Below are 21538 nucleotides of genomic sequence, written 5' to 3'. Positions count from 1 at the left end.
GCTTTTTTTATTCTCTTTTTTGAAAAGATTATTCAATAATAATAAGTTAATTCCTTAAAAAAGTATATTATATTTACGGAAATTTTTAAAATATAGAGAATGAGAAAATTTACTATCGTAGTATTTTTTTTAAGTTTTGTTTCGGTTCAGGGTCAGGCACCAAGGGTTATTTCGAGTGATTGGATGGGTTTCAGCCAGACCATAGACATTCAGACTCCGGCCAAGAAAAAATTTAAACTGGTTGCTTCTGCAAAAGTAGAAACCGCAGAGCCTAAAGCCTGGGCGGGAATCTGGGCAAGAGTGAATAATAAAAATGATGAAGTCGGTTTTTTTGATAATATGGAAGAAAGACCAATCAAATCAAAAGACTGGCAATCGTATACCGTTGAAGGAATAATTGATGAGAATAGTAAATCTTTGACTTTTGGAGGATTAAGCTCGTATAATGGAAAGTTTTATTTTGATAAATTTCAGTTGTTTATTGAAAATGCAAAAGGTGTCTTTGAGCCGGTAACCATTTTAAATTCAGGTTTTGAAACGCCTGTAAACAATGGAGATATTCCGAAATGGAATTTAGGGACCTCTAAAGCAAAATTAGTTAAGGTGAAGGAATATAAGGTATATTCCGATAAATCAGCCGCCGATGGAAAAAATGCATTAGTACTGGAAGGGACGGGTATTGTCATAAAAGAAACCGGAAAAATAGGAAATGTGGAAGGCGCTTCACCCAAAATTGGCGATATGATTTCGATGCTGGAAGACCTTAAAGACCGTGTGGAAAGAGCCGTTAAAAACATGAATCAGTACGAGATTGATTATCTGCATGATGAGCAGGCCAACCGAATTGGTGCTTTGGTCATGCATTTGGCTGCAGCCGAAAAATACTATCAGGTTTTTACTTTCGAAAAAAGAGAATTTAATGAAGAAGAGAAGAAAATCTGGGAGGCCGCTTTAAACTTAGATCAGGGCGGACGAGATGAATTTAAAGGACATGACATTCAGTATTATCTGGATATTTATAATGAAGTAAGGGCCAAAACCATTTCAGAACTAAAGAAAAGAGATGATGCCTGGTTTGCCGAAGTTCAGATGAAATACGACATAAGTAACCAATATTGCTGGTTTCACGTGATGGAACATCAGTCCAGTCATTTGGGACAGATTTTGTTTTTGAAAAAACGAATTCGGCCGGAAAAGCAGGTACCTAAAATAGAAATGGGTATTAAACAATAAAAAATAGAAGAAGCTGCATCATTTAGTGCGGCTTTTTTTATGCTTTAAAAAGTTAAAAAATAGCCATCAGGTAAATGGTATTGAATTAATTATTTAATTTTAAAACCTTTATTTTGAGAGTATTTAATGTGGAATAAAAAACAATTTAATTGAAGGGTTTATGGAATATAAAAGGCTTCACATCGTTTTTCTTTTGCTTGTTTTTGCGGGTGAAGCGATAGCTCAGAACAAGATCAATCTTTTCTCGGAAATCAACTATAATTCTATTCCTTCGGTGAATCTGAACGAATATAAATCGGTTCAGGAACGGGATAAAAGAATTCAGAATCCCAATATTGCTTTAGGGGTCGGAATTTCGGGAGGTGGATCGAGGGCACAGTTTTTTAGTATGGGTGTGCTTTTGGGGTTAGAAGAAATAGGAGAAAATGATTCCCAACGTAATTTTTTAAACGAAATAGATTATTTCTCCACCGTTTCGGGCGGCTGTTATTCAGCGGGTTATTATTTAACAATCCTCAAAAATAAACTGCAGCACGACAATTGTTCCTTCAATGAGTTTTATTTCTCTAAAGCAGATGCTTACAAATCAGATGTAAATAAATCGGCATCACTTTTCTCTCTTCTGAATAACAGCAGAAACGAAAAAGGAGAAAAAATATCAATGACGCAGCGTTTAGACCTGGAGGTTTTGCAATACGACAGTTCCAATCCTGAAAATCCGGATAAGTTCAAAAGCCAAATGCTGTTGTCGGATTTCTTCATTCCAAAAGAGAGTAAAAAAACACCCGAATTGCCTGTGCTGGTGGCCAACGGAACCGCCTATAACAATGGCGAAAGATTTCCTTTTATGCCGCATATTATCAGGGGTTTAAAAATAAATGCATCACTGGCTCCCAATAAGTCTTCCCTTCCTCTGGATAAAAACGAGATCAGTAATGGTTATGATTTTCCGCTCACGTATGCGATCACAGCCAGTTCTGCTTTTCCGGGGGTACTGCCCAAAACCAAATTCGGAATCAAAGGCCAGGACAAAATATTATGTGTGATCGATGGCGGTGCTTCCGATAATATGGGCTATCAGACCTTAATTGAACTGCTGCACAATGATGAGAAAGTCGATAATAAAAACAAAAAAGCACTTTTTATAGATTGTTTAGGGCAAGGGAAGAAGGAACCTTACATCAATGACACCAAAATCAAATTGATTTCCTTGTTGGAAACGGCTTCTTTGTATACCGTTCAGACCCGATACATTACTTTTGAAAATGATGTTGAAAATGTGCTGGAGAAGTATAAAATTCCGGTTTCCAATTTTCAGGTCATTGGCTTTACAACCTTACGCGATTATCTTTTGAAACTAAACAAAGATCAGGATTATGAAGATCTGGTATTGCAATTAAAAAACACGGATGATGAAGAGAGCAGCTGGTTGAAATTGTATGTTGAGTTTAGAACCAAACTGATTAAAAACTTTGGTACTGAAAGTTTCAAAAAAGACAAAAATGGCGAAGTAATGCTGTCCAGTTTAGACAAAGAAAAATTTAAAAATTTTGGTGCCAGTGAACTTTTGATGTTGTACGAATATGCAGCCCATGTGGAAACAAAACTAAAAACAACTCCCGAAGAAAAAGAAATGTTATTGCTCTCTGGGCGTTTTGCTGCTTTTGTAAAAACGAAGGAACTGAAAGAACTATTGGTTGAACAGAAATAATTAAAACCCATTTAATATTGCTCTGATAATCCAAAGAAGCACGATCAGGAGCAGGAAAGAAAATTGAACTTTATTCACCTTTTGGTTTCCGAACTTCCGAACCAGAAATCTGTCGACAATGACGGCGAATAAAACCAATATCAGGCTGAATAAAATATAAATCCCCAGTAATCCGTCCTGCGCGGAATTTCCGGCAATCAATAATATAGCGTAAACAGTACCGGCAAGGATGGAAAGTATTCCCAGGACATAAAACAGGGTTGGTTTTTTTAGCAGTGTATTCATTTGGTTAGTGTTTTATCTCTTTGAAAATTACTTTTGTTGTTTTGATTTTTAATAAGTTAGCGAATAGTTTTATGAAATTACGGAGAATAATTTTAAATTTCGTTTTTATAGAAATGACAAAATTGTGCATAAAAGCAATTTAGGATTTCTTTCGTCTGTTATTTTACCCGAAATTTGCACCAAACTCCTTAAAATAAATTCAAATGGAATTCGGCAGAATCATTATTTCAGAAACCGCGGCAAACAGCGAAAATCCTCAGGACGTGATCAATTCTAATATTTCGGTGATCAACCTGATGCGTGAGGAAAAAATAGACGACGACCTGATTCACGAAGATGCCTTGATGAGTTATTATCTGGATTATTATACTTCACAATATACGGAAGGCAATTTTTCGCAATTCGTTTACAATTCACGCTGGAATAAAGAACTGAATGAACTGATAGAAGAAGGCCTCGCTTTAATTGGCGCTGAAAAACATTTAGAATTGTTTCAGACACAAGCCAAAAGAGTGCGATTGCTGAGTAGTGTCAAGATTGATAAATTCCTGAAAGGAAAACTGGAAGGCGTCAACCCAACGAGAGATTTGCTAAACAACGATACTTTCTTTGAACTGGAAGAAAATCTGGTGACACTGAACGCCGGTTTCCTAAAATCCCATCCCGATACCGAAGTGCTTTCGGTGGACGAAATGTTCGCGGTTTTAGAGGAATTTGTGGGACATGAAATTAAAAGGGAATAGTTTTATTTCGACCCTTTTTTCAAAGAAAAACTACAAAGCAGCACAGAATTGAATCTAAATGGCAAAGAAATTCTGTGTTCGTTTCAATTTGCCCTGTGAAATTCGCTTTTACAGGTAACTTTGTCCTTATTCTTAACAAACATTTCCTTAAATTTGCTTCCTTTATATAAAAATAAAATAGTTACAAAAATCAAGCTATGTTACAAATCGCATTTATTAGAGAAAATCAGGAGAAAGTAATCAAGGCTTTGGCAAAACGAAATATCGATGCCAAAAGTGTTGTTGAAGAAGTGGTTCAATTAGATGAAAACCGTCGTGCTGCGCAGGTAGAATTAGACAATGTTTTATCTGAATCTAATAAATTATCCAAGGATATTGGTGAATTGATGAAAGCCGGAGAGAAATCGAAAGCAGCAATCTTAAAAGAAAAAACAGTTTCCTTAAAAGAAAAAAGTAAAGAATTAGGCGAAAAAGCAGAAGCTCTGGCTGTCGAATTAACCAATAAATTATATACGCTACCTAACCTTCCGGCTGATATTGTTCCTGAAGGAAAAACGCCGGACGATAATCTGAATGTTTTTGAAGAAGGTGAAATCCCGGTTTTGCACGAAGGCGCACAGCCTCACTGGGAGCTGGTAAAAAAATACGACATCATTGATTTTGAACTGGGTGTGAAAATTGCCGGTGCCGGATTTCCCGTTTACAAAGGAAAAGGAGCCCGTCTGCAACGTGCCTTAATCAATTACTTTTTAGATAAAAATACAGCTGCAGGATACAATGAAGTTCAGGTGCCGCATTTGGTAAACGAAGCTTCAGGGTACGGAACAGGACAATTGCCGGACAAAGAAGGACAAATGTATCATTCTACGATTGATGATTTGTATCTGATTCCAACCGCTGAGGTTCCGGTGACGAACTTGTTTCGTGATGTTCTTTTGAGCGAAAGCGAATTGCCGGTTTTACATACGGCTTACACACCATGTTTCCGCCGTGAGGCAGGTTCTTACGGAGCACACGTTCGTGGACTGAACCGTTTGCACCAATTCGATAAGGTAGAAATTGTGCGCATCGAACACCCGGACAATTCCTATAAAGCGCTTGATGGAATGGTCGAGCACGTAAAAAACATTCTGCAGGAATTGAAATTGCCTTACCGAATCTTGCGTTTGTGTGGTGGTGATATGGGTTTCACTTCTGCTTTAACGTATGATTTTGAAGTGTTTTCTACCGCTCAGGACCGTTGGTTAGAAATTAGTTCCGTTTCTAACTTCGAAACTTTTCAGGCCAACCGTCTGAAATTGCGTTTCAAAGACAAAGATGGGAAAAACCAGCTGGCACATACCCTTAACGGAAGTTCATTGGCTTTGCCAAGAGTTCTGGCAGGAATTTTGGAAAATTACCAAACACCGGAAGGAATCGTAATTCCGGAAGTTTTACGTCCGTACTGCGGATTTGATATAATAGATTAATTCAGTTTACAGTTTATAGTCGCAGTATTCAGTTAGCAAACTGCGACTGTCAACTGCGACTGAAAACTAATAACTGCGACTCAAAAAGATTTTCAACAAAAACCAGAAATATGAAAAACATTTTTATCTATATTCTTTTGTTGTGGTCTGGTTTTGCGTTTGCACAAAATGAGCAACTGGCTCAATATTACTACGATAAAGGCGATTTCGAAAAAGCAAAAGTCAGTTACGAACAGCTTTTAAATTTAGCCCCGTCCAATACCCAGTATTTTTTAAGAACCATCGACTGTTACCAGCAATTGCAGCAATTTGATATTGCCCAAAAAGCGATTCAGGAGAGATACAACCGATACAAACAAGGTGTTTTTCTGGTTGAATTGGGTTACAACTTTCAATTGCAGAAAAATGAATCCAAAGCCAAAAGCTATTACGATCAGGCTATTGAAAAAATCAGAACCAATTCGAATGATGTTTACGGTATCGGAAATTCCTTTGAAAAAAAGGTTTTGCTCGAATATGCCTTAAAAGCCTATCAGACCGCAATGGAAGTGCAGCCGAATTACAATTTCAATTTTCAGATCGGAATGTTGTACGGCCAGCTGGGAAAGACCGATCAAATGATCGACCTTTTACTGACGGAATCCTTTAAGAATCCACAGAATGCCAATTTAATTCAGACACAGCTTTCCCGTTTTATGAATGGAGAAACCGATAATACAGGTTTCAAAGATGCGATGCGAAAAGCATTAATCCTAAGAACGCAAAAAGATCAGGATGTGTTCTGGAACCATTACTTAAGCTGGTTTTACGTGCAGCAGAAAGAATTCGGAAAGGCTTTTATCCAGGAAAAAGCCATTTATAAAAGAGAACCCGAATCCCTGATGAGTATTGTGAATCTGAGTCAGTTTGCACTGAATGAAAACGATACCGAGACCGCTACTGAGATTCTGAATTTTATTCTGTTAAATACCAAGGATTTAGATTTGCTGATTCAGACCAATGCCAGTCTGATGGAAATTAAAATTGAAAAAGCTCAGGAAAAAGACTATCCGGCTATCGAGACCGAGTTACAACAATTGCTGACTACCTATGAAATCACTCCTTTTACCGTATCTTTGCAAATAATTCAGGCGCACTTTCTGGCTTTTAATTTGAAAAAACCGGAAGAAGGCAAAGCAATTATAAAAAGAGCCTTAGAGCTAAACCTGAATGAGTATCAACAGGCAGATGCTAAAATGGAACTGGGTGATATTTTGCTTCTGGAAGAAAAGTTCAATCAGGCGCTGATTTATTATTCCCAGATTCAGCTGGATTTGAAGAATGATGTGATGTCGCATGAGGCGAGTCTGAGGGCTGCCAAAACAAGTTATTACAAAACTGATTTTGAATGGGCTTTGAAACAGTTTAAAGAATTAAAATCAGCCAATACACAGTTGATTGCCAATGACGCTCTTGAATATTTTTTACTAATCAACGACAATACCGCTGCCGATTCAACGCAAACGGCACTGAAACAGTTTGCGAAAGGTGATTTTCTGATGTACCAAAATAAGAAACTGAAAGCTATTGCTCAGTTTCAGGGTATTCTGAAAAATTTTAAAGGACAGGAAATTGAAGCTGTTACAATGTTGCGTTTAGGAAAAATATACGAAAGCCAAGCAGATTATACGGCTGCTTTAGGCCAGTATCAGCAAATAATTGACAATCACAGTGACGGAATTTATGTAGATGAGGCGTTATTCTTTTCGGCAGAAATTTACAACGACGAATTGAAAGATACAGAAAAGGCAAAGCCTTTATATGAAAAAGTGATTTTTAACCATCAGGATAGTATTTACTTTGTTGATGCCAGGAAAAAATACCGCGAGTTAAGAGGAGACAAGAATTTATAAAATTAGAATTCTTAGATTTCAGACTACTTAGATCTTTAGACTTTTCTAAATAATCTAATAATCTAATAATCTAACAATCTAAGAAATCTAACAATCTAAACAGAAAATGATTATTTACAACGTTACGACCAACATACACGAAAGCGTTCACGACCAATGGTTAAAGTGGATGCAGGAAAAACACATACCGGAAATTTTAGCCACACAAAAATTCTCTTCAGCACGAATTGTGAAAGTTTTGATTGAAGAAGAAATGGGCGGCATTACGTATTCCGTACAATATGTTACCGACAGTAAAGAAACTTTAGAGCAGTTTTACATCGAAGATGAACCGGAATTTCACAGGGAAGCTTTGGGATTGTTTGCAGATAAAATGCTTTCTTTCAAAACGGAGCTGGAAGTTATTTCGGAACATTAAGATTAAGTTTTCAGTCCCGGTTTTCAGTATCATTAAAAAAGAAAATTATGGAAATTCGATTTCAAACTAAAGAAGAAAGTAATAAGCAACAACAGGAAGATTTTCTGAAGTTGTCTAAAACGGAAAGATTTTATAGTTTTTTAAGATTAAGTGAAAGAGTAAGCCGATTTCCCGTAAAAAATAAAGAGGATAGAAACAAAGATAATTTTCTGATTGTTATAAAATCGAGTTAGTATGTCAAAATTATGGGATCAAAACATTGATGAGTTTATTACTTTGGCAAGCAAACATAAGGTAAGGATGCTTATGGTTGGCGGTGGAGCTGTAAATTTTCATGGCTATCAGAGACATTCAGCAGATGTGGATTTTTGGATTGACACAACAGATGACAATTTTAAAAAATTGGTGCTTGTTTTTAATGAAATGGGATATGAAATCGATGATTTCCCCGAAAATGTAAAAAAACAGCAGCAAAACATCTCAATTAAGTTCTCCCCGGTTGATTTGAACTTGGAATTAATTACCAGATTTTCGGTAAATAAAACTTTTGATGAAGCTTTTATTGATAGTGAAGAGGTGATTGTAAATGATAAAACATTTTTAAAATGGAATGTTTTGTCTTTAGAAGATTTAATTACAAGTAAGATTAAAGCAAACAGAGCAAAGGATTTGTTAGACATTCAACAGTTGAGAGAGATTAATAAAAAATAAATGAGATTTCCGGATTACCTGATATTTCGAAAATCTAACAATCTTAGGATCTGACAATCTAAGAATCTAAAAAAAGACAATGGAAAAAGTAAAAGCCAAAAAACATTTAGGACAACACTTCCTGAAAGACGAAAGTATCGCCAAAGCAATTGCAGATACTTTAAGTTTAAAAGGATATGATGAGGTTTTAGAAATAGGACCGGGGATGGGTGTGTTGACTAAATATTTGCTTGACAAACCAATTAATACCCATGTCATCGAGATTGACACGGAATCTGTGGTGTATTTGGGTGAAAATTATCCGAAATTAAAAGATAAAATTATCTCTCAGGATTTCCTGAAATACAATATAAAAGAAGTGTATGAAGACAAGCAGTTCGCTATTATTGGAAACTTTCCGTATAATATTTCGACTCAGATTGTTTTCAGGACTTTAGAACTTAAACATCAGATTCCTGAGTTTTCAGGAATGTTTCAAAAAGAAGTGGCAGAACGAATCTGCGAGAAAAAAGGCTCAAAGGCTTACGGAATCTTATCCGTTTTAGCCCAGGCTTTCTATGATACAGAGTACTTGTTTACTGTTGACGAAAATGTTTTTATTCCTCCGCCCAAGGTGAAATCGGGTGTGATGAAAATGACCCGAAAGGAAGATTACAGTCTTCCTTGTAGCGAAAAGATATTTTTTACAGTGGTAAAAACGGCTTTTCAGCAAAGACGAAAAACATTACGTAACAGTTTGAAAACATTAAATTTATCAGATGATCTTCGATTAGACCTTATCTTTGATAAACGTCCGGAGCAGCTTAGCGTAGACGAATTTATTGTTTTGACTCAAAAAATAGAAGCCGATGGAGTTCAAAGTTAGTAAAGATTTAATCCAGCAGTTAGAGGAGCATATTGTTAATAAAAACGACAAGGAACTTGAAGTTTTATTGAATGACCTGCACCACGCAGATATCGCCGAAATCCTTGACGAACTGGATTTTGACGAAGCAACTTATATTTTTAAGGTTTTAGATAGCGATAAAACAGCCGAAATTCTTCTGGAATTAGAAGATGATTTGCGCGAAAATATCTTAAGCCGACTTTCACCTAAGGAGATTGCGGAAGAACTTGATGAGCTGGAAACCAATGATGCCGCAGATATTATCGCGGAGCTGTCACAGGAAATTAAAGCAGAGGTAATCTCGGAATTAATTGACGTTGAGCACGCAAAAGATATTGTCGACTTATTGCGTTACGATGAAAATTCCGCCGGTGGTCTGATGGGAAAAGAGCTTGTTAAAGTCAATGAAAACTGGAATGTGCTGACCTGTGTGAAAGAAATGCGTATTCAGGCTGAAAACGTATCAAGAGTACATTCGATTTACGTGGTCGATGACGAAAACCGCTTAAAAGGAAGGCTTTCACTTAAAGATTTACTGACCACCTCGACCAAAACACAAATCGGAGATATTTATATTCGAAAGCTTAATTTCGTAAACGTAGATACCGAAGATGTTGAGGTAGCCCGTATCATGCAAAAATACGATTTGGAAGCCATTCCGGTTGTAGATGAACTGGGGCGCCTGGTGGGCAGAATTACCATTGATGATATCGTTGACGTAATCAAGGACGAGGCAGACAAAGATTACCAGTTGGCAGCGGGTATTACCCAGGACGTAGAATCCAATGACAGCGTTTTGGAGTTGACCAAAGCACGTTTGCCGTGGCTTTTAATCGGAATGGTAATCGAAATTGTGGCTTCTTTTGTGTTGAAAGGAAATGAAGCTACCTTTCAAAAATATTCAACTTTAATTATTTTCGTGCCACTGCTTTCGGCAACAGCCGGAAATATTGGTGTTCAGGCTTCGGCAATTGTCGTTCAGGGTCTGGCCAACGGAACTTTGAAAGAATTCAGCCGCGGCTATTTCAGCAAGGAGATTTCAGTATCGATGATTTCGGGAACTATTATTTCATTGCTTTTATTAGGCTATCATTCGGTGATGTATCAGCAGTATTTAGTGGGAATCGCGATTTCAATTTCGATGATTGTAGTGATCTTATTTGCTGCAACTCTGGGAACTTTAGTGCCGCTTTTTCTTCATAAAAACAAAATTGATCCTGCCATTGCAACAGGACCTTTTATTACTACGACCAATGACGTTTTTGGAATTATGCTTTATTTTGGAGTAGCCAAAATGATTCTTGGGTTTTAAGTTTTGCAACAAATTAATAGATTACAGTGATTTAAGATCTCTAAAATCGGTGTAATTTGTGGCTGAAAAAACGGGCTATTAATCAGCTAAAAAACAAGCAATGAAAGTACACATCATAGGAGGAGGAAATCTTGGGGTTTCTATAGCCCTGGGAATTGCAAAATTCTCCAAAAATAATCAGGTAACCGTTACAAGACGAAATACATCCAGTATCGAATATTTATCAGAACACGGAATTACCGTTTCATCCGATAACAAACACAATATTCAGGAAGCCGATGTGGTGATCCTGACCATAAAACCCTATCAGGTTGATACAGTACTGGCAGAGATTTTACCGGTAATCAAAAATAAAACGATTGCTTCGGCAGTAAGCGGGTTGTCGCTTGATGTCCTTCAGTCCAAAACAAACAATGAATATCCGGTAATCCGGATTATGCCCAATATTGCGGCTCAGTTTGGAGAATCAGCAACCTGTATCTCTTTTCCGGAAAAAGATCGTGAAAAAGCATTGCCCATAGTGGATCTGTTTCAGGATTTAGGTACAGCTCCGGTAATCGATGAAAAATTGATGGATGCAGCCACTGTTTTAGGTGCTTGCGGTACTGCGTATGCTTTGCGTTATATTCGTGCCTCTATGCAGGCAGGAATCGAGATTGGATTCGATTCGAATACGGCTTTGGCAATTGCTGCACAAACGGTAAAAGGAGCGGCTAAAATGTTGTTAGAAGAAAAAGTACATCCGGAACAATTAATCGACCGTGTAACAACGCCTCAGGGCTGCACCATTGTAGGGTTAAACGAAATGGAACACAATGGATTCAGCTCGTCCCTAATCAAAGGAATCAAAACTTCCCTGAAGCAGATTAAAGGATAGCGTTAGTGAAATTCCAATATTTAAAAATTCCAAATTCCAATCTGATTATCAAATTGGAATTTGGAATTTATTTTTTGGAATTTAAATTTTTAATCAGTCGGATATATTTTGCACCGCACTCTGAAATCTTCGTATATGAATTCATCGAGTTGCCATAATTCTGAATCGTCAGGGTATCTTTTACATAACTTGCGTCGATCCCGACAGGAATTTCAATCTCTTTAGCGGTCTTTTCCGGATTCGAAACAGAATCTGTTTCCTCTTCGTTACTAATGTCTCCTTCGTAATCGTCCCATTGGATTCCTTGGAGGGTTACATATTTTTCACCCGATTCATTTTGGGCTACAGTGGCTTTACCGTTTAATTTTCTTGTGTTTGTCTGAAGAAAATAGGCATAACCGTCTTTCGTTTTTGTAATTTGTATAGATAGATCACATTCGTTAGAAGTATAAACTCCTTCAATTGCTTCGGTACTTTTTTGAGCTTGAAGAGTCGCTGTGTTTTTAGTTTGTTCTTGTGGGATGGTGGCTGTTTTGGGTTTATCACTGCAGGCCGTAATAAGAAAAAAGGAAATTACCAGCGCTATTAGGTTTTTTCCTGGATTCATATTTTAGATCGTTTTTTCTTTTGTTTTAGAATGTATTTTAAATAACAAAAACCAAATAAGCCCGCAAGAATTGAGGCAATTAAAATGGCAATTTTAGAAAAAATGATCGTTTCAGGATCTTTAAAAGCTAAAAGGGTAATGAAAATTGACATCGTAAAACCAATGCCGCCCAGCATTCCGGCGCCTAAAATATGGGACCATTTTAGTTCTTTTGGCAAAGAACAAATTCCGGCACTAACCCCAACAAAAGAGAAGAGTAAGATTCCCAGAGGTTTTCCGACAACCAGGCCTAAAACAATTCCGAATGTATTCGGGTGACTTAAACCTTCGTGCCAGTCCGGTTTTATGGCGATGCAGGTGTTGGCAACAGCAAACAAAGGCAATATAAAAAAGGCCACAGGTTTGTGTAAATAGTGCTGTAGTTTATAAGAGATTGATTTTTCGCCGCCATCCCCAAACGGAATAACAAAAGCCAATATGACTCCGGTTATCGTAGCATGAACGCCGGAATTTAGCATAAAGTACCACATGGCGACCCCTCCGATTAAATAAGGAAGCAGGTGGTAGACTTTTTTACGGTTCAGAATAAATAGAATCCCCCAAATCCCTAAGGCAATGGCAAGGTTTACGAAAGAAATGGATGTCGTATAAAAAACGGCGATCACAATTATAGCTCCCAGATCATCGATGACTGCAAGGGCCGTTAAGAATATTTTTAATGATGCAGGAACTTTGCTTCCTAAAAGCGATAAAATTCCAATAGCAAAAGCAATATCGGTAGCCATCGGAATTCCTGCTCCGTTTTGGGTTGCGGTGCCAAAATTCAAAGCCAGAAAGATTGCTGCAGGAATAAACATTCCTCCAAATGCTGCCATAATAGGTAATGAAGCATTTTTGATATTCGATAATTCACCGTGATAAATTTCACGTTCCAGTTCTAAACCAATGAGTAAAAAGAAAATAGTCATCAAACCATCATTAATCCAATGCGTTATGGAATGATGTCCCAGATCTTTCTCCCAAAATGAAATATATTCCGTCTGAAAAGAAGAATTGGCTAAAAAAAGAGAGGTAATGGTAACGAAAAGTAAAAGGAGGCCTCCTGATTTTTCGTTTTCAAAAAAGGCTTTAAAAGTTTTGGTTAATTTCATTTTTAAGTGTACTATATTATGCTAATGAAAATTCGACAGCTTTCTTTGCATGAATTTCAGCAGTGTTAAATAATTCAGCGTCAGTGTATTCATTGGTGATTAATAATTCGATCTCGGTGCAGCCCAATATTATTGCTTCGGCTCCTTTATGAATTAAATCAGTGATTATTTCTAAAAAGATATTTCTTGAATCTGTGTTTATGATTCCTTTTACTAATTCTTCATATATAATGTGGTGTATATCGGCTCTTTGTTTCTCGTTTGGAATCAGGGTTTCGATTTTATGTTTTTCGAATAAACGAACTTTAAAAAAATCCTGTTCCATAGTAAACGACGTACCCAATAAGCCTATTTTTTTTATACTTTTCTCCTGAATCTTTTCGGCAGTGGCATCAACGATATGCACTAAAGGAACTGATACATTTTTTTCTATCGCATCCGATACTTTGTGCATCGTGTTGGTGCACAAAACAATAAAATCAGCACCGCCTTTTTCGAGTTTTTGTGCCGCGTCAATCATCAATTGTGCTAATTCCTCCCAGTTTCCTTCTTTTTGTAATACTGCAATTTCATTAAAATCTACGGAATACAGCAGTAATTTAGCTGAATGGACACCGCCCAATTTTTCCTGAACGGTTCGGTTTATTATCTGATAATATAAAGAAGAGCTTTCCCAAGACATTCCTCCAATCAAGCCAATTGTTTTCATATTCCGTTTTATGCGAATTTACGCCTTTTTTGGGGAATTACTTTTGTCAAAATGATAAACGGCAATTTTTTTGTTACTTTGTTTTCATAATAAAGTTTTAATTTATGAGCGCAAAAATTCTACATATCGATAGCAATCACCCGATACTTTGGGGACAATTAGAAGAAGCCGGTTTTGAAAATCATGCCGATTTTAAATCTTCTAAAGAAGAAATCGAAAACAAAATTCAGGAGTATAACGGAATCGTCATCCGAAGTCGTTTTAAAATCGACAAAACATTTCTCGATAAGGCAACCAATTTACAGTTTATTGCCAGAGTGGGCGCGGGTTTAGAAAGTATTGATTGCGAGTATGCCGAAAGCAAAGGAGTGCATCTGATCGCTGCTCCGGAAGGTAATCGCAACGCTGTTGCAGAACATACGCTGGGCGTAATTCTGTCTTTGTTCAATAATTTAAACCAGGCTGATGCTGAAATAAAAGCCGGACACTGGAACAGGGAAAGCAACCGCGGACATGAACTCGACGGCAAAACCGTGGGTATTATTGGTTATGGAAACATGGGAAAAGCGTTTGCTAAAAAACTCCGCGGATTTGAAGTTAATGTGCTGTGTTATGATATTTTGGAAAATGTCGGAGATGAAAATGCGACACAGGTTTCATTGCAGGAATTACAGCAAAAAACAGATGTTCTGAGTTTACATCTTCCGTGGACTCCGGAAACAGATAAAATGGTGAACACCAATTTTATAAATGCTTTTGCAAAACCCTTCTGGATTATAAATACTTCGCGTGGTAAAAATATTGTGACGGCAGATTTAGTAGAAGCCATGAAAGCTAAAAAAGTCCTGGGAGCAGGTCTTGATGTTCTGGAATACGAAAAGTTATCTTTTGAAACCCTTTTTCAGGAGAATAACACGCCGGAAGCCTTTCAGTATTTACTCGAATCAAAAAACGTTTTGTTAACACCACATATAGCCGGATGGACATTTGAGAGCCATGAGAGACTGGCACAAGTAATCGTGGATAAAATAAAAGCTGTTTACCATATTAATTAACTTTAATTTTAGATTTAAATAACGAGCGTTTTCTTCTAAATATTCTATTAAAATTAGTTTTATTTGTTAATTTTTAATAATATTGTTTCTGGTTTTTGAAGAATTAATCTAAATAAGATTGTCTTTGAGAACCGGGGAGTAACCGAAAATCCTTACGAGTAGGAATTAACTTAACTAATATTGTTTATTATGATTGAATGGTACAAAAAAGTGGTTTTTGAAAACTATGCAAACTTTAAAGGACGCGCCAGAAGAAGCGAGTATTGGTATTTTGCGCTTGCTAACGGAATAATTTCTATTGTATTAATAGTCCTTGGAGCTATAATTGGAGGAATTTTTGGAGATGCAGTGACCGGAGGAATTATCGGATATGCTCTTTTCGGTCTTTACACTCTGGCTACTTTTATTCCTACTTTAGGTGTAGTGGTTAGAAGATTGCATGATGTTAACAAAAGCGGCTGGTTCTATTTTATTGCATTCGTGCCTTTCATTGGTGGTATTTGGTTGCTTATTTTGTTTGTTACAGAAGGGGACAGAGGAACAAACCAATATGGACCAGATCCTAAAAATGAAATCGAAGAAATTAATGAAATTGGAAAAGTTGAAGTACAATAATTAAATCATATATATAATGGAAAACACAAAACCAGAAGCTTGGAATGCGCCATCAACGCCAAGACAAGAGAATAAAAAAGTTGTTGCAGGTGTTCTTGCTATCTTATTAGGAGGACTAGGAGTTCATAAATTTATATTAGGCTATACGCAGGAAGGAATTATTCAATTAGTGATAGGCATAGTTTCTTGTGGAGCAATTAGCGGTCTAATTGGTTTAGTAGAAGGAATTATTTACTTGACAAAAACAGACGAAGAGTTTTACCAAACGTATCAGGTAGGTAAAAAAGGCTGGTTCTAAAACATAAAAAATCCCATCTGCTATAGCGATGGGATTTTTCTTTTAATATAAGTTGATTTCAAATTTTATAAAACAAGAATATGGAAAATACCCAATCAGAGTTTGGAGTGATCAAACAAGAGAATAAAAAAGTTGTATCTGGAATTTTTGCAATTTTACTTGGCGTTTTAGGAATTCATAAGTTTTATTTAGGATATACCAAAGAAGGCGTAATTCAGCTTCTTTTAGGGCTGTTGTGTGGCATTGGAGGACTTATAGGGCTTATTGAAGGCATTATTTATCTGACAAAGACAGATGAAGATTTTTACCAAACGTATCAGGTTGGTAAAAAAGGCTGGTTCTAAGCATAAAAAAAATCCCAATTGGCTAATACCGATTGGGATTTTTTCTTTTATGTAAAATCATTTTAATTGACATCTTCCTTTTCAGATAGTTTACGCTCTAATTCTATTTGAAACTCTTCAATAACAGGTTTCATAGTACTTTCCGGAATATCTGCGATTCGGATGTACATTAGGCCGTCTATGGCATTATTGAACAAAGGATCGACGTTAAAAGCCACCACCCGTGCATTCTGCTTGATATACTTTTTAATCAAAACAGGCAAACGTAAATTACCGGGCTCCAATTCGTCAATAATTTTATCAAATTTATTCAGGTCAGATTCAGCTTCATCAAAAATAAAGTCTTTGTCTGCGTCTTTCAGTTTTACCTTGTATGCTTTCTTAGGATGTATGTACTGCGCAATATAAGGATCGTAATAATTGGATTTCATAAACTCAATCATTAAAGATTTTGAGAAATCAGAAAACTGATTACTAATACTTACACCGCCTAACAGAAATTTGTGTTCCGGATAACGCAGGGTTGTATGAATGATTCCTTTCCATAACAAGAACAAAGGCATTGGTTTTTGCTGATAATCCTTGATGATAAAAGCACGTCCCATCTCGATCGATTTGTGCATCATATCGTGTAATTCAGGCTCAAATCGGAACAGATCATTAAGGTAGAAACCTTCAATGCCAAATTTTGGATAAATCTCAGAACCCAGTCCCATACGGTAGGCACCTGCAATTTTTTTGGTTTCATCATCCCATAAGAACATATGGTGATAATATTGATCGAATTTGTCTAAATCTATAGATTCATTCGTTCCTTCGCCAACTTCACGGAAGGTAATTTCGCGTAAACGGCCAATTTCATGCAGTATGTTCGGAACCGCTTTGGCTCTTGCAAAAAATACTTCGTAGTTTTTACTTTGTAATAAACGGCAATCGCTGTTTCTTAAAGTATTTACTTCGTCAATCATTGCGGATTCACTTGCCGGCGTAACGATTTTTTTGGGTGCTTTTGGTATTTTTAAACTTGCTGTATCAAGCAGTTTGCTGTCCTTCTCAAAAGGATTGGCCAGCATATAGGTTTTCTTTCTTAAAAATTCCGAGTATTCTTCAAACGATTCAATTTCGTTTTGCTCGTTTACAGAAATCGGTTTACCAATACGAACTTTAATGACGCGGTCTTTTTGCGTAAGCAGTTCAGAAGGTAGTTTTGCGGTACGTAAAGTGTCATCAATTTTAGAAAGCCAGTAAAATAATCTGCTGTTTTTAGCGTGAAAATAAATCGGTACAACCGGAACTTTTGCTTTTCTGATTAGTTTCAGGGCTCCCTCTTCCCACGGTTTATCTACTACTAATTTTCCATCCTTATACGTTGAAACTTCACCTGCAGGAAAAATCCCCAATGGCTTGCCATCGCTTAAGTGACGCAGGGTTTCCTTAATTCCGACCACACTTGATTTAGCATCTTTGTGGTTTTCAAAAGGATTCACCGGCATGATGTATTTTTTGAGCGGAACAATGCGGTGCAGTAAAAAGTTGGCAATAATCTTGAAATTAGGCTCTCTTTCAAGCATTAATTTCAATAATAAGATACCGTCAATCCCTCCCAACGGGTGATTTGAAATAGTGATGTAAGCACCATCCTTTGGCAAACGCTTTAAATCTTCTTCGGGGATTTCGAATTTAATTTCCATTTCATCCAAAATTCCGTTTAAAAACGCAACATCCTCTAAATGTTTATTGTGGTCATAAATCTTATTGAGGGTAGAGATCTTTAGAACCTTCATAAGCATCCAGCCGGAAAAAGTACCTAATACTCCGTACTTGTCAACATTTATTGCTTTTGCAACTTCTTTCGCGGTAACTAAACCCATGTACTATTTTTAATTTATTAGAGCAGCGAACAAAGATAACAAAAAACTCTACTTTTTACTGTTTCAAACACAAACTTTCCACTTTTTTATTACATTTGAAATCCTAAAAAAAAACTGGAATGAAAATTATTTCTTATAATGTAAACGGAATCAGAGCCGCAATTTCAAAAGGATTTATCGATTGGCTGCAACATGCCAGTCCCGATGTTATTTGCCTTCAGGAAATAAAAGCCACACAGGAGCAGATTCCTGTAGAAGCTATTACTGCAGCAGGTTATCCGTACCAATACTACTATCCTGCAACAAAAAAAGGGTATAGCGGTGTGGCAATTTTGTCTAAAACAGAACCTAATAATATCGTTTATGGAACCGGAATTCATCATATGGATTTTGAAGGTCGTAACCTTCGTGCCGATTTTGACGACTGTTCCGTAATGAGTTTGTACCTTCCGTCCGGAACCAATATCGAAAGGCTGGATCATAAATTTATGTTTATGGATGACTTTCAGACGTATATCAACGAGCTGAAACTGACCATTCCTAATTTGGTAATCTGCGGGGATTACAATATTTGCCATGAAGCGATAGACATTCATGATCCGGTTCGTAACAAAACCGTTTCCGGATTTTTACCGGCAGAACGCGCCTGGCTGGATGGTTTTATGAAATCCGGTTTTATTGACAGTTTCCGTCATTTCAACAAAGATCCGCATCATTATTCCTGGTGGAGTTACCGCGCCGGAGCCCGTGGAAACAACAAAGGGTGGCGTATCGATTACAATCTGGTGAGCGATTCTTTGCAACACCGACTGAAACGAGCTGTTATTTTACCGGATGCCATTCATTCCGATCATTGTCCGGTTTTAGTTGAAATCGAATAATTTTGGTATTGTTCTTGTTACGAAAATAGTGGTCTGAATTTATCATTCTGAGCTTTAGTAAATAAAGAACTTTGTACTGCTTGCCTTTTTTTCTGCATAACAAGAAAAAGGATATCTCCCGGTAGCTATCAGGACTATCAGAAGTAGTATATTCGGCAGACATCAAATTATAAAGTATTAAACGCCCCAAATAAAAAGTAAATAAAATGATTAAAAAAGCCTCAATCGGACTGTTAGTTTTAGCTTTATCCGCTACTTCTTGTGTTTCTAAGAAAATTTACAACGATCTTGAATCGAAATATTCAGATCTTAAAAAAGAAAACCGCTCTATTGCTGACGAAAATTCCGATTTAAAGAAATCGAAAAATCAGCTGGAACTGGATCGTGATAAACTGACCAAAGATCTGGCCAGCACAAAATCAGATCTTGAAAAACAAAAAGCCGATTTGGCTGCTGAACAGAAAAAGTACAAAGTTCTTCAGGATTCGTACAATGCTCTGGAAAAAAACAGCAACGATGCGCTGGAAAGCAACATGAACAAGAATCGTGAATTATTGGCGCAATTAGAAGCAAAATCTAAAAAATTAGCCGAAGAACAAGCCCGTTTAGATAAAACAGCAAGCCGCTTAAATGAACTGGAAGTAATGATTGCCGCCAAAGAAGCAGCAATGAAAAAACTGAAAGAAACGTTATCGAAAGCCTTAAATGGTTTCGAAGGAAAAGGTTTGACAGTGGAACAAAAGAACGGAAAAGTATATGTTTCTATGGAAAACAAATTGCTTTTCAATTCGGGAAGCTGGGCGGTTGGAACCGAAGGAAGAAAAGCAGTAGTGGAATTGGGAAAAGTATTAGGAGATAATCCTGATCTTTCTGTTTTGATCGAAGGCCATACCGATGATGATCCGTACGCAGGTTCAGGACCAATTGCAAACAACTGGGATCTGTCTACCAAAAGAGCCACTGCCATTGTAAATATCCTAAGCGAAAACACTAAAATCAACAAACAAAAACTAACGGCAGCAGGACGCAGTGAATTTTCACCACTAGCCAGCAACGCTACTCCGGAAGGAAAAGCCAAAAACCGCAGAATCGAGATTATTCTGACTCCAAAATTAGATGAAATCGCAGAGATGTTGAATAGTATAAATTAAGTTACTAAGCTTCTAAGGGGCTTAGGCTCTAAGATGTATGGGCTCAGAGTTTTTAAACTTTGAGCCTTTTTTATTAAAGAAAACAATGCTTAGTATCTCAGAATCTTAGCAACTCAAAAAATCTTTATCCTTTTTTTAACTTTTGTCGAATTTTCATTTGAAGAATCCCGTTGTATCTTTGAAGCTTCCTATTCAAAAGAAAAACTTAGAATCTTAGCAGCTCAGTACCTTAGAACCTCAAAAAAACAAATGAAATACACAACACTACCCAATACCGATATAAAAGTCAGTAAAATCAACCTTGGCACAATGACTTTTGGTCAGCAAAATACAGAAGGCGAAGGACATGCCCAAATGGATTATGCACTCGAAAGAGGCGTTAATTTTTTTGATACTGCCGAAATGTATTCGGTTCCGGCACGTGAAGAAACGTACGGAAGTACAGAAAAAATTATAGGAACCTGGTTTAAAAAATCAGGAAATCGCGATAAAGTAGTTTTGGCATCAAAGATTGCGGGGCCAAACCCCAATTTCACCTATATGCGTGATAAAATTGATTTTTCTCCGGAAAGTATTAAATACGCTTTAGAAAATAGCTTAAAACGCCTTCAGACTGATTATATCGATTTGTATCAGATGCATTGGCCGGAAAGACCAACCAATTATTTTGGACAACGCGGTTTCAAAGATCACGATGCAGTCTGGGAAGATAATTTCAGGGAAGTGCTGGAAACTTTTGACGGACTAATTAAAGAAGGAAAAATAAAACACATTGGGGTCTCCAATGAGAATGCCTGGGGAATGATGCGTTTTCTGGAAGAAAGCAAATACCAGAATCTTCCGCGAATCAAAACCGTTCAAAATCCGTATAATTTACTGAATCGTCTTTTTGAAGTAGGTTCTGCCGAAGTCTCAAAGTACGAAAACGTGGGATTATTGGCTTATTCTCCTTTGGCATTTGGTGTTTTAACGGGTAAATTTTTAACCGGAGAAGCACATCCGAATGCGAGAATTAATCTTTTTCCGCAGTACACACGTTACAATAGCGATCAATGTACGCAAGCGGCAAGATTGTATCAGGAAATCGCTCATAAACATGGTTTAACGTTAACGGAGCTTGCCATGGGATTTGTGCTGCAGCAGCCATTTTTGACAAGTGCTATTATCGGTGCTACAACACTGGAACAATTAAAAGAAAACATCGATACAATAGATGTGTTTTTATCCAAAGAAATCCTGACTGAAATAGCAGCAGTTCAGGCAATAATTCCGGATCCGGCTCCATAATCTGGTTTAAGAATAAATGCGAATTCCACAAA

Annotated in this window: 22 protein-coding genes; 17 read left to right on the top strand and 5 right to left on the bottom strand. The window is 37.0% G+C overall.

Annotation, left to right across the window (positions count from 1 at the left end; translation table 11 throughout):
• Positions 1 to 99: 99 nt before the first annotated feature.
• Together GJU43_RS15905 and GJU43_RS15900 are read left to right on the top strand one after the other, a co-directional pair.
• Positions 100 to 1233 (top strand): DinB family protein, encoded by a 1134-nt coding sequence (locus tag GJU43_RS15905; RefSeq protein ID WP_154341806.1) that lies wholly within the window; start codon positions 100 to 102, stop codon positions 1231 to 1233.
• A gap of 160 nt (positions 1234 to 1393) precedes the next feature.
• Entirely contained in the window at positions 1394 to 2944 is a 1551-nt protein-coding gene (locus GJU43_RS15900) for a patatin-like phospholipase family protein (protein ID WP_154341804.1), read from the top strand.
• Here the strand turns inward: GJU43_RS15900 and GJU43_RS15895 are convergent, their stop codons facing one another.
• A complete protein-coding gene (locus tag GJU43_RS15895; protein WP_154341802.1) occupies positions 2945 to 3229 on the bottom strand; it encodes a hypothetical protein in 285 nt (94 codons plus the stop codon). It lies immediately after the preceding gene.
• A gap of 203 nt (positions 3230 to 3432) precedes the next feature.
• On the opposite strand from GJU43_RS15895, the gene GJU43_RS15890 reads away from it, so the two are divergent.
• From GJU43_RS15890 to proC, 8 genes are all read left to right on the top strand, one after another.
• Positions 3433 to 3972, top strand: coding sequence for a DUF4375 domain-containing protein (locus GJU43_RS15890; RefSeq protein WP_127338921.1), 540 nt, complete (start codon positions 3433 to 3435; stop codon positions 3970 to 3972).
• 197 nt (positions 3973 to 4169) lie between these two features.
• Positions 4170 to 5441: a serine--tRNA ligase gene (serS, locus tag GJU43_RS15885; protein ID WP_127338922.1), complete on the top strand. Its 1272-nt coding sequence runs from the start codon at positions 4170 to 4172 to the stop codon at positions 5439 to 5441.
• A gap of 110 nt (positions 5442 to 5551) precedes the next feature.
• Entirely contained in the window at positions 5552 to 7333 is a 1782-nt protein-coding gene (locus GJU43_RS15880) for a tetratricopeptide repeat protein (RefSeq protein WP_154341800.1), read from the top strand.
• Positions 7334 to 7439: 106 nt separating this feature from the next.
• Positions 7440 to 7751 (top strand): DUF4286 family protein, encoded by a 312-nt coding sequence (locus GJU43_RS15875; protein WP_154341798.1) that lies wholly within the window; start codon positions 7440 to 7442, stop codon positions 7749 to 7751.
• 234 nt (positions 7752 to 7985) lie between these two features.
• Positions 7986 to 8462, top strand: a complete 477-nt coding sequence (locus GJU43_RS15870) for a nucleotidyl transferase AbiEii/AbiGii toxin family protein (protein WP_154341796.1) — start codon at positions 7986 to 7988, stop codon at positions 8460 to 8462.
• Between the two features lie 79 nt (positions 8463 to 8541).
• Positions 8542 to 9327 carry a 16S rRNA (adenine(1518)-N(6)/adenine(1519)-N(6))-dimethyltransferase RsmA gene (rsmA, locus tag GJU43_RS15865; protein WP_154341794.1) on the top strand — a complete coding sequence of 262 codons (786 nt, stop codon included), beginning with the start codon at positions 8542 to 8544 and terminating at the stop codon, positions 9325 to 9327.
• Entirely contained in the window at positions 9311 to 10660 is a 1350-nt protein-coding gene (gene mgtE, locus GJU43_RS15860) for a magnesium transporter (RefSeq protein ID WP_127338928.1), read from the top strand. The genes rsmA and mgtE overlap by 17 nt, the downstream gene beginning before the upstream one ends.
• 100 nt (positions 10661 to 10760) lie before the next feature.
• Positions 10761 to 11537 (top strand): pyrroline-5-carboxylate reductase, encoded by a 777-nt coding sequence (proC, locus tag GJU43_RS15855; RefSeq protein WP_154341792.1) that lies wholly within the window; start codon positions 10761 to 10763, stop codon positions 11535 to 11537.
• Between the two features lie 67 nt (positions 11538 to 11604).
• On the opposite strand, the gene GJU43_RS15850 is transcribed toward proC, so the two are convergent.
• Genes GJU43_RS15850 through GJU43_RS15840 form a run of 3 tightly spaced genes read right to left on the bottom strand, consistent with a single transcriptional unit; the run spans position 11605 to position 14004 of the window.
• On the bottom strand, positions 11605 to 12144 hold the full coding sequence (locus GJU43_RS15850) for a hypothetical protein (protein WP_154341790.1): 540 nt from the start codon (positions 12142 to 12144) through the stop codon (positions 11605 to 11607).
• Positions 12141 to 13295, bottom strand: coding sequence for a Na+/H+ antiporter NhaA (nhaA, locus tag GJU43_RS15845; RefSeq protein ID WP_154341788.1), 1155 nt, complete (start codon positions 13293 to 13295; stop codon positions 12141 to 12143). The genes GJU43_RS15850 and nhaA overlap by 4 nt, the downstream gene beginning before the upstream one ends.
• A 16-nt stretch (positions 13296 to 13311) precedes the next feature.
• Complete coding sequence (locus GJU43_RS15840) at positions 13312 to 14004, bottom strand: aspartate/glutamate racemase family protein (RefSeq protein ID WP_154341786.1); 693 nt, start codon at positions 14002 to 14004, stop codon at positions 13312 to 13314.
• Between the two features lie 104 nt (positions 14005 to 14108).
• Between GJU43_RS15840 and GJU43_RS15835 the strand changes: the two genes are divergently transcribed.
• From GJU43_RS15835 to GJU43_RS15820, 4 genes are all read left to right on the top strand, one after another.
• Entirely contained in the window at positions 14109 to 15059 is a 951-nt protein-coding gene (locus tag GJU43_RS15835) for a 2-hydroxyacid dehydrogenase (protein WP_154341784.1), read from the top strand.
• A 189-nt stretch (positions 15060 to 15248) separates the two neighbouring features.
• On the top strand, positions 15249 to 15674 hold the full coding sequence (locus tag GJU43_RS15830) for a DUF805 domain-containing protein (protein ID WP_154341782.1): 426 nt from the start codon (positions 15249 to 15251) through the stop codon (positions 15672 to 15674).
• Between the two features lie 16 nt (positions 15675 to 15690).
• The gene (locus GJU43_RS15825) at positions 15691 to 15972 is read left to right on the top strand and encodes a TM2 domain-containing protein (protein WP_154341780.1); all 282 of its coding nucleotides are present in this window, start codon (positions 15691 to 15693) and stop codon (positions 15970 to 15972) included.
• Between the two features lie 80 nt (positions 15973 to 16052).
• Positions 16053 to 16316 (top strand): TM2 domain-containing protein, encoded by a 264-nt coding sequence (locus tag GJU43_RS15820; RefSeq protein WP_154341779.1) that lies wholly within the window; start codon positions 16053 to 16055, stop codon positions 16314 to 16316.
• A 62-nt stretch (positions 16317 to 16378) separates the two neighbouring features.
• Here GJU43_RS15820 and GJU43_RS15815 read toward each other — a convergent pair whose 3' ends face one another.
• Positions 16379 to 18187 (bottom strand): lysophospholipid acyltransferase family protein, encoded by a 1809-nt coding sequence (locus GJU43_RS15815; RefSeq protein WP_154341777.1) that lies wholly within the window; start codon positions 18185 to 18187, stop codon positions 16379 to 16381.
• 119 nt (positions 18188 to 18306) lie between these two features.
• Here GJU43_RS15815 and GJU43_RS15810 point away from each other — a divergent pair, with 119 nt between their 5' ends.
• The 3 genes from GJU43_RS15810 (at position 18307) to GJU43_RS15800 (ending at position 21506) form a co-directional block, all read left to right on the top strand.
• Positions 18307 to 19068, top strand: a complete 762-nt coding sequence (locus tag GJU43_RS15810) for an exodeoxyribonuclease III (protein WP_154341775.1) — start codon at positions 18307 to 18309, stop codon at positions 19066 to 19068.
• A gap of 206 nt (positions 19069 to 19274) precedes the next feature.
• Complete coding sequence (locus tag GJU43_RS15805) at positions 19275 to 20219, top strand: OmpA family protein (RefSeq protein ID WP_154341773.1); 945 nt, start codon at positions 19275 to 19277, stop codon at positions 20217 to 20219.
• 249 nt (positions 20220 to 20468) lie between these two features.
• The gene (locus tag GJU43_RS15800; protein ID WP_195760057.1) at positions 20469 to 21506 is read left to right on the top strand and encodes an aldo/keto reductase; all 1038 of its coding nucleotides are present in this window, start codon (positions 20469 to 20471) and stop codon (positions 21504 to 21506) included.
• The last annotated feature ends 32 nt before the right edge of the window (positions 21507 to 21538 follow it).

The sequence above is a fragment of the Flavobacterium sp. LC2016-23 genome, from assembly GCF_009674775.1.
Classification (GTDB): domain Bacteria; phylum Bacteroidota; class Bacteroidia; order Flavobacteriales; family Flavobacteriaceae; genus Flavobacterium.
Note: the sequence above shows the minus strand (reverse complement) of the source record. Positions and strands in the feature narration are given on the sequence as shown.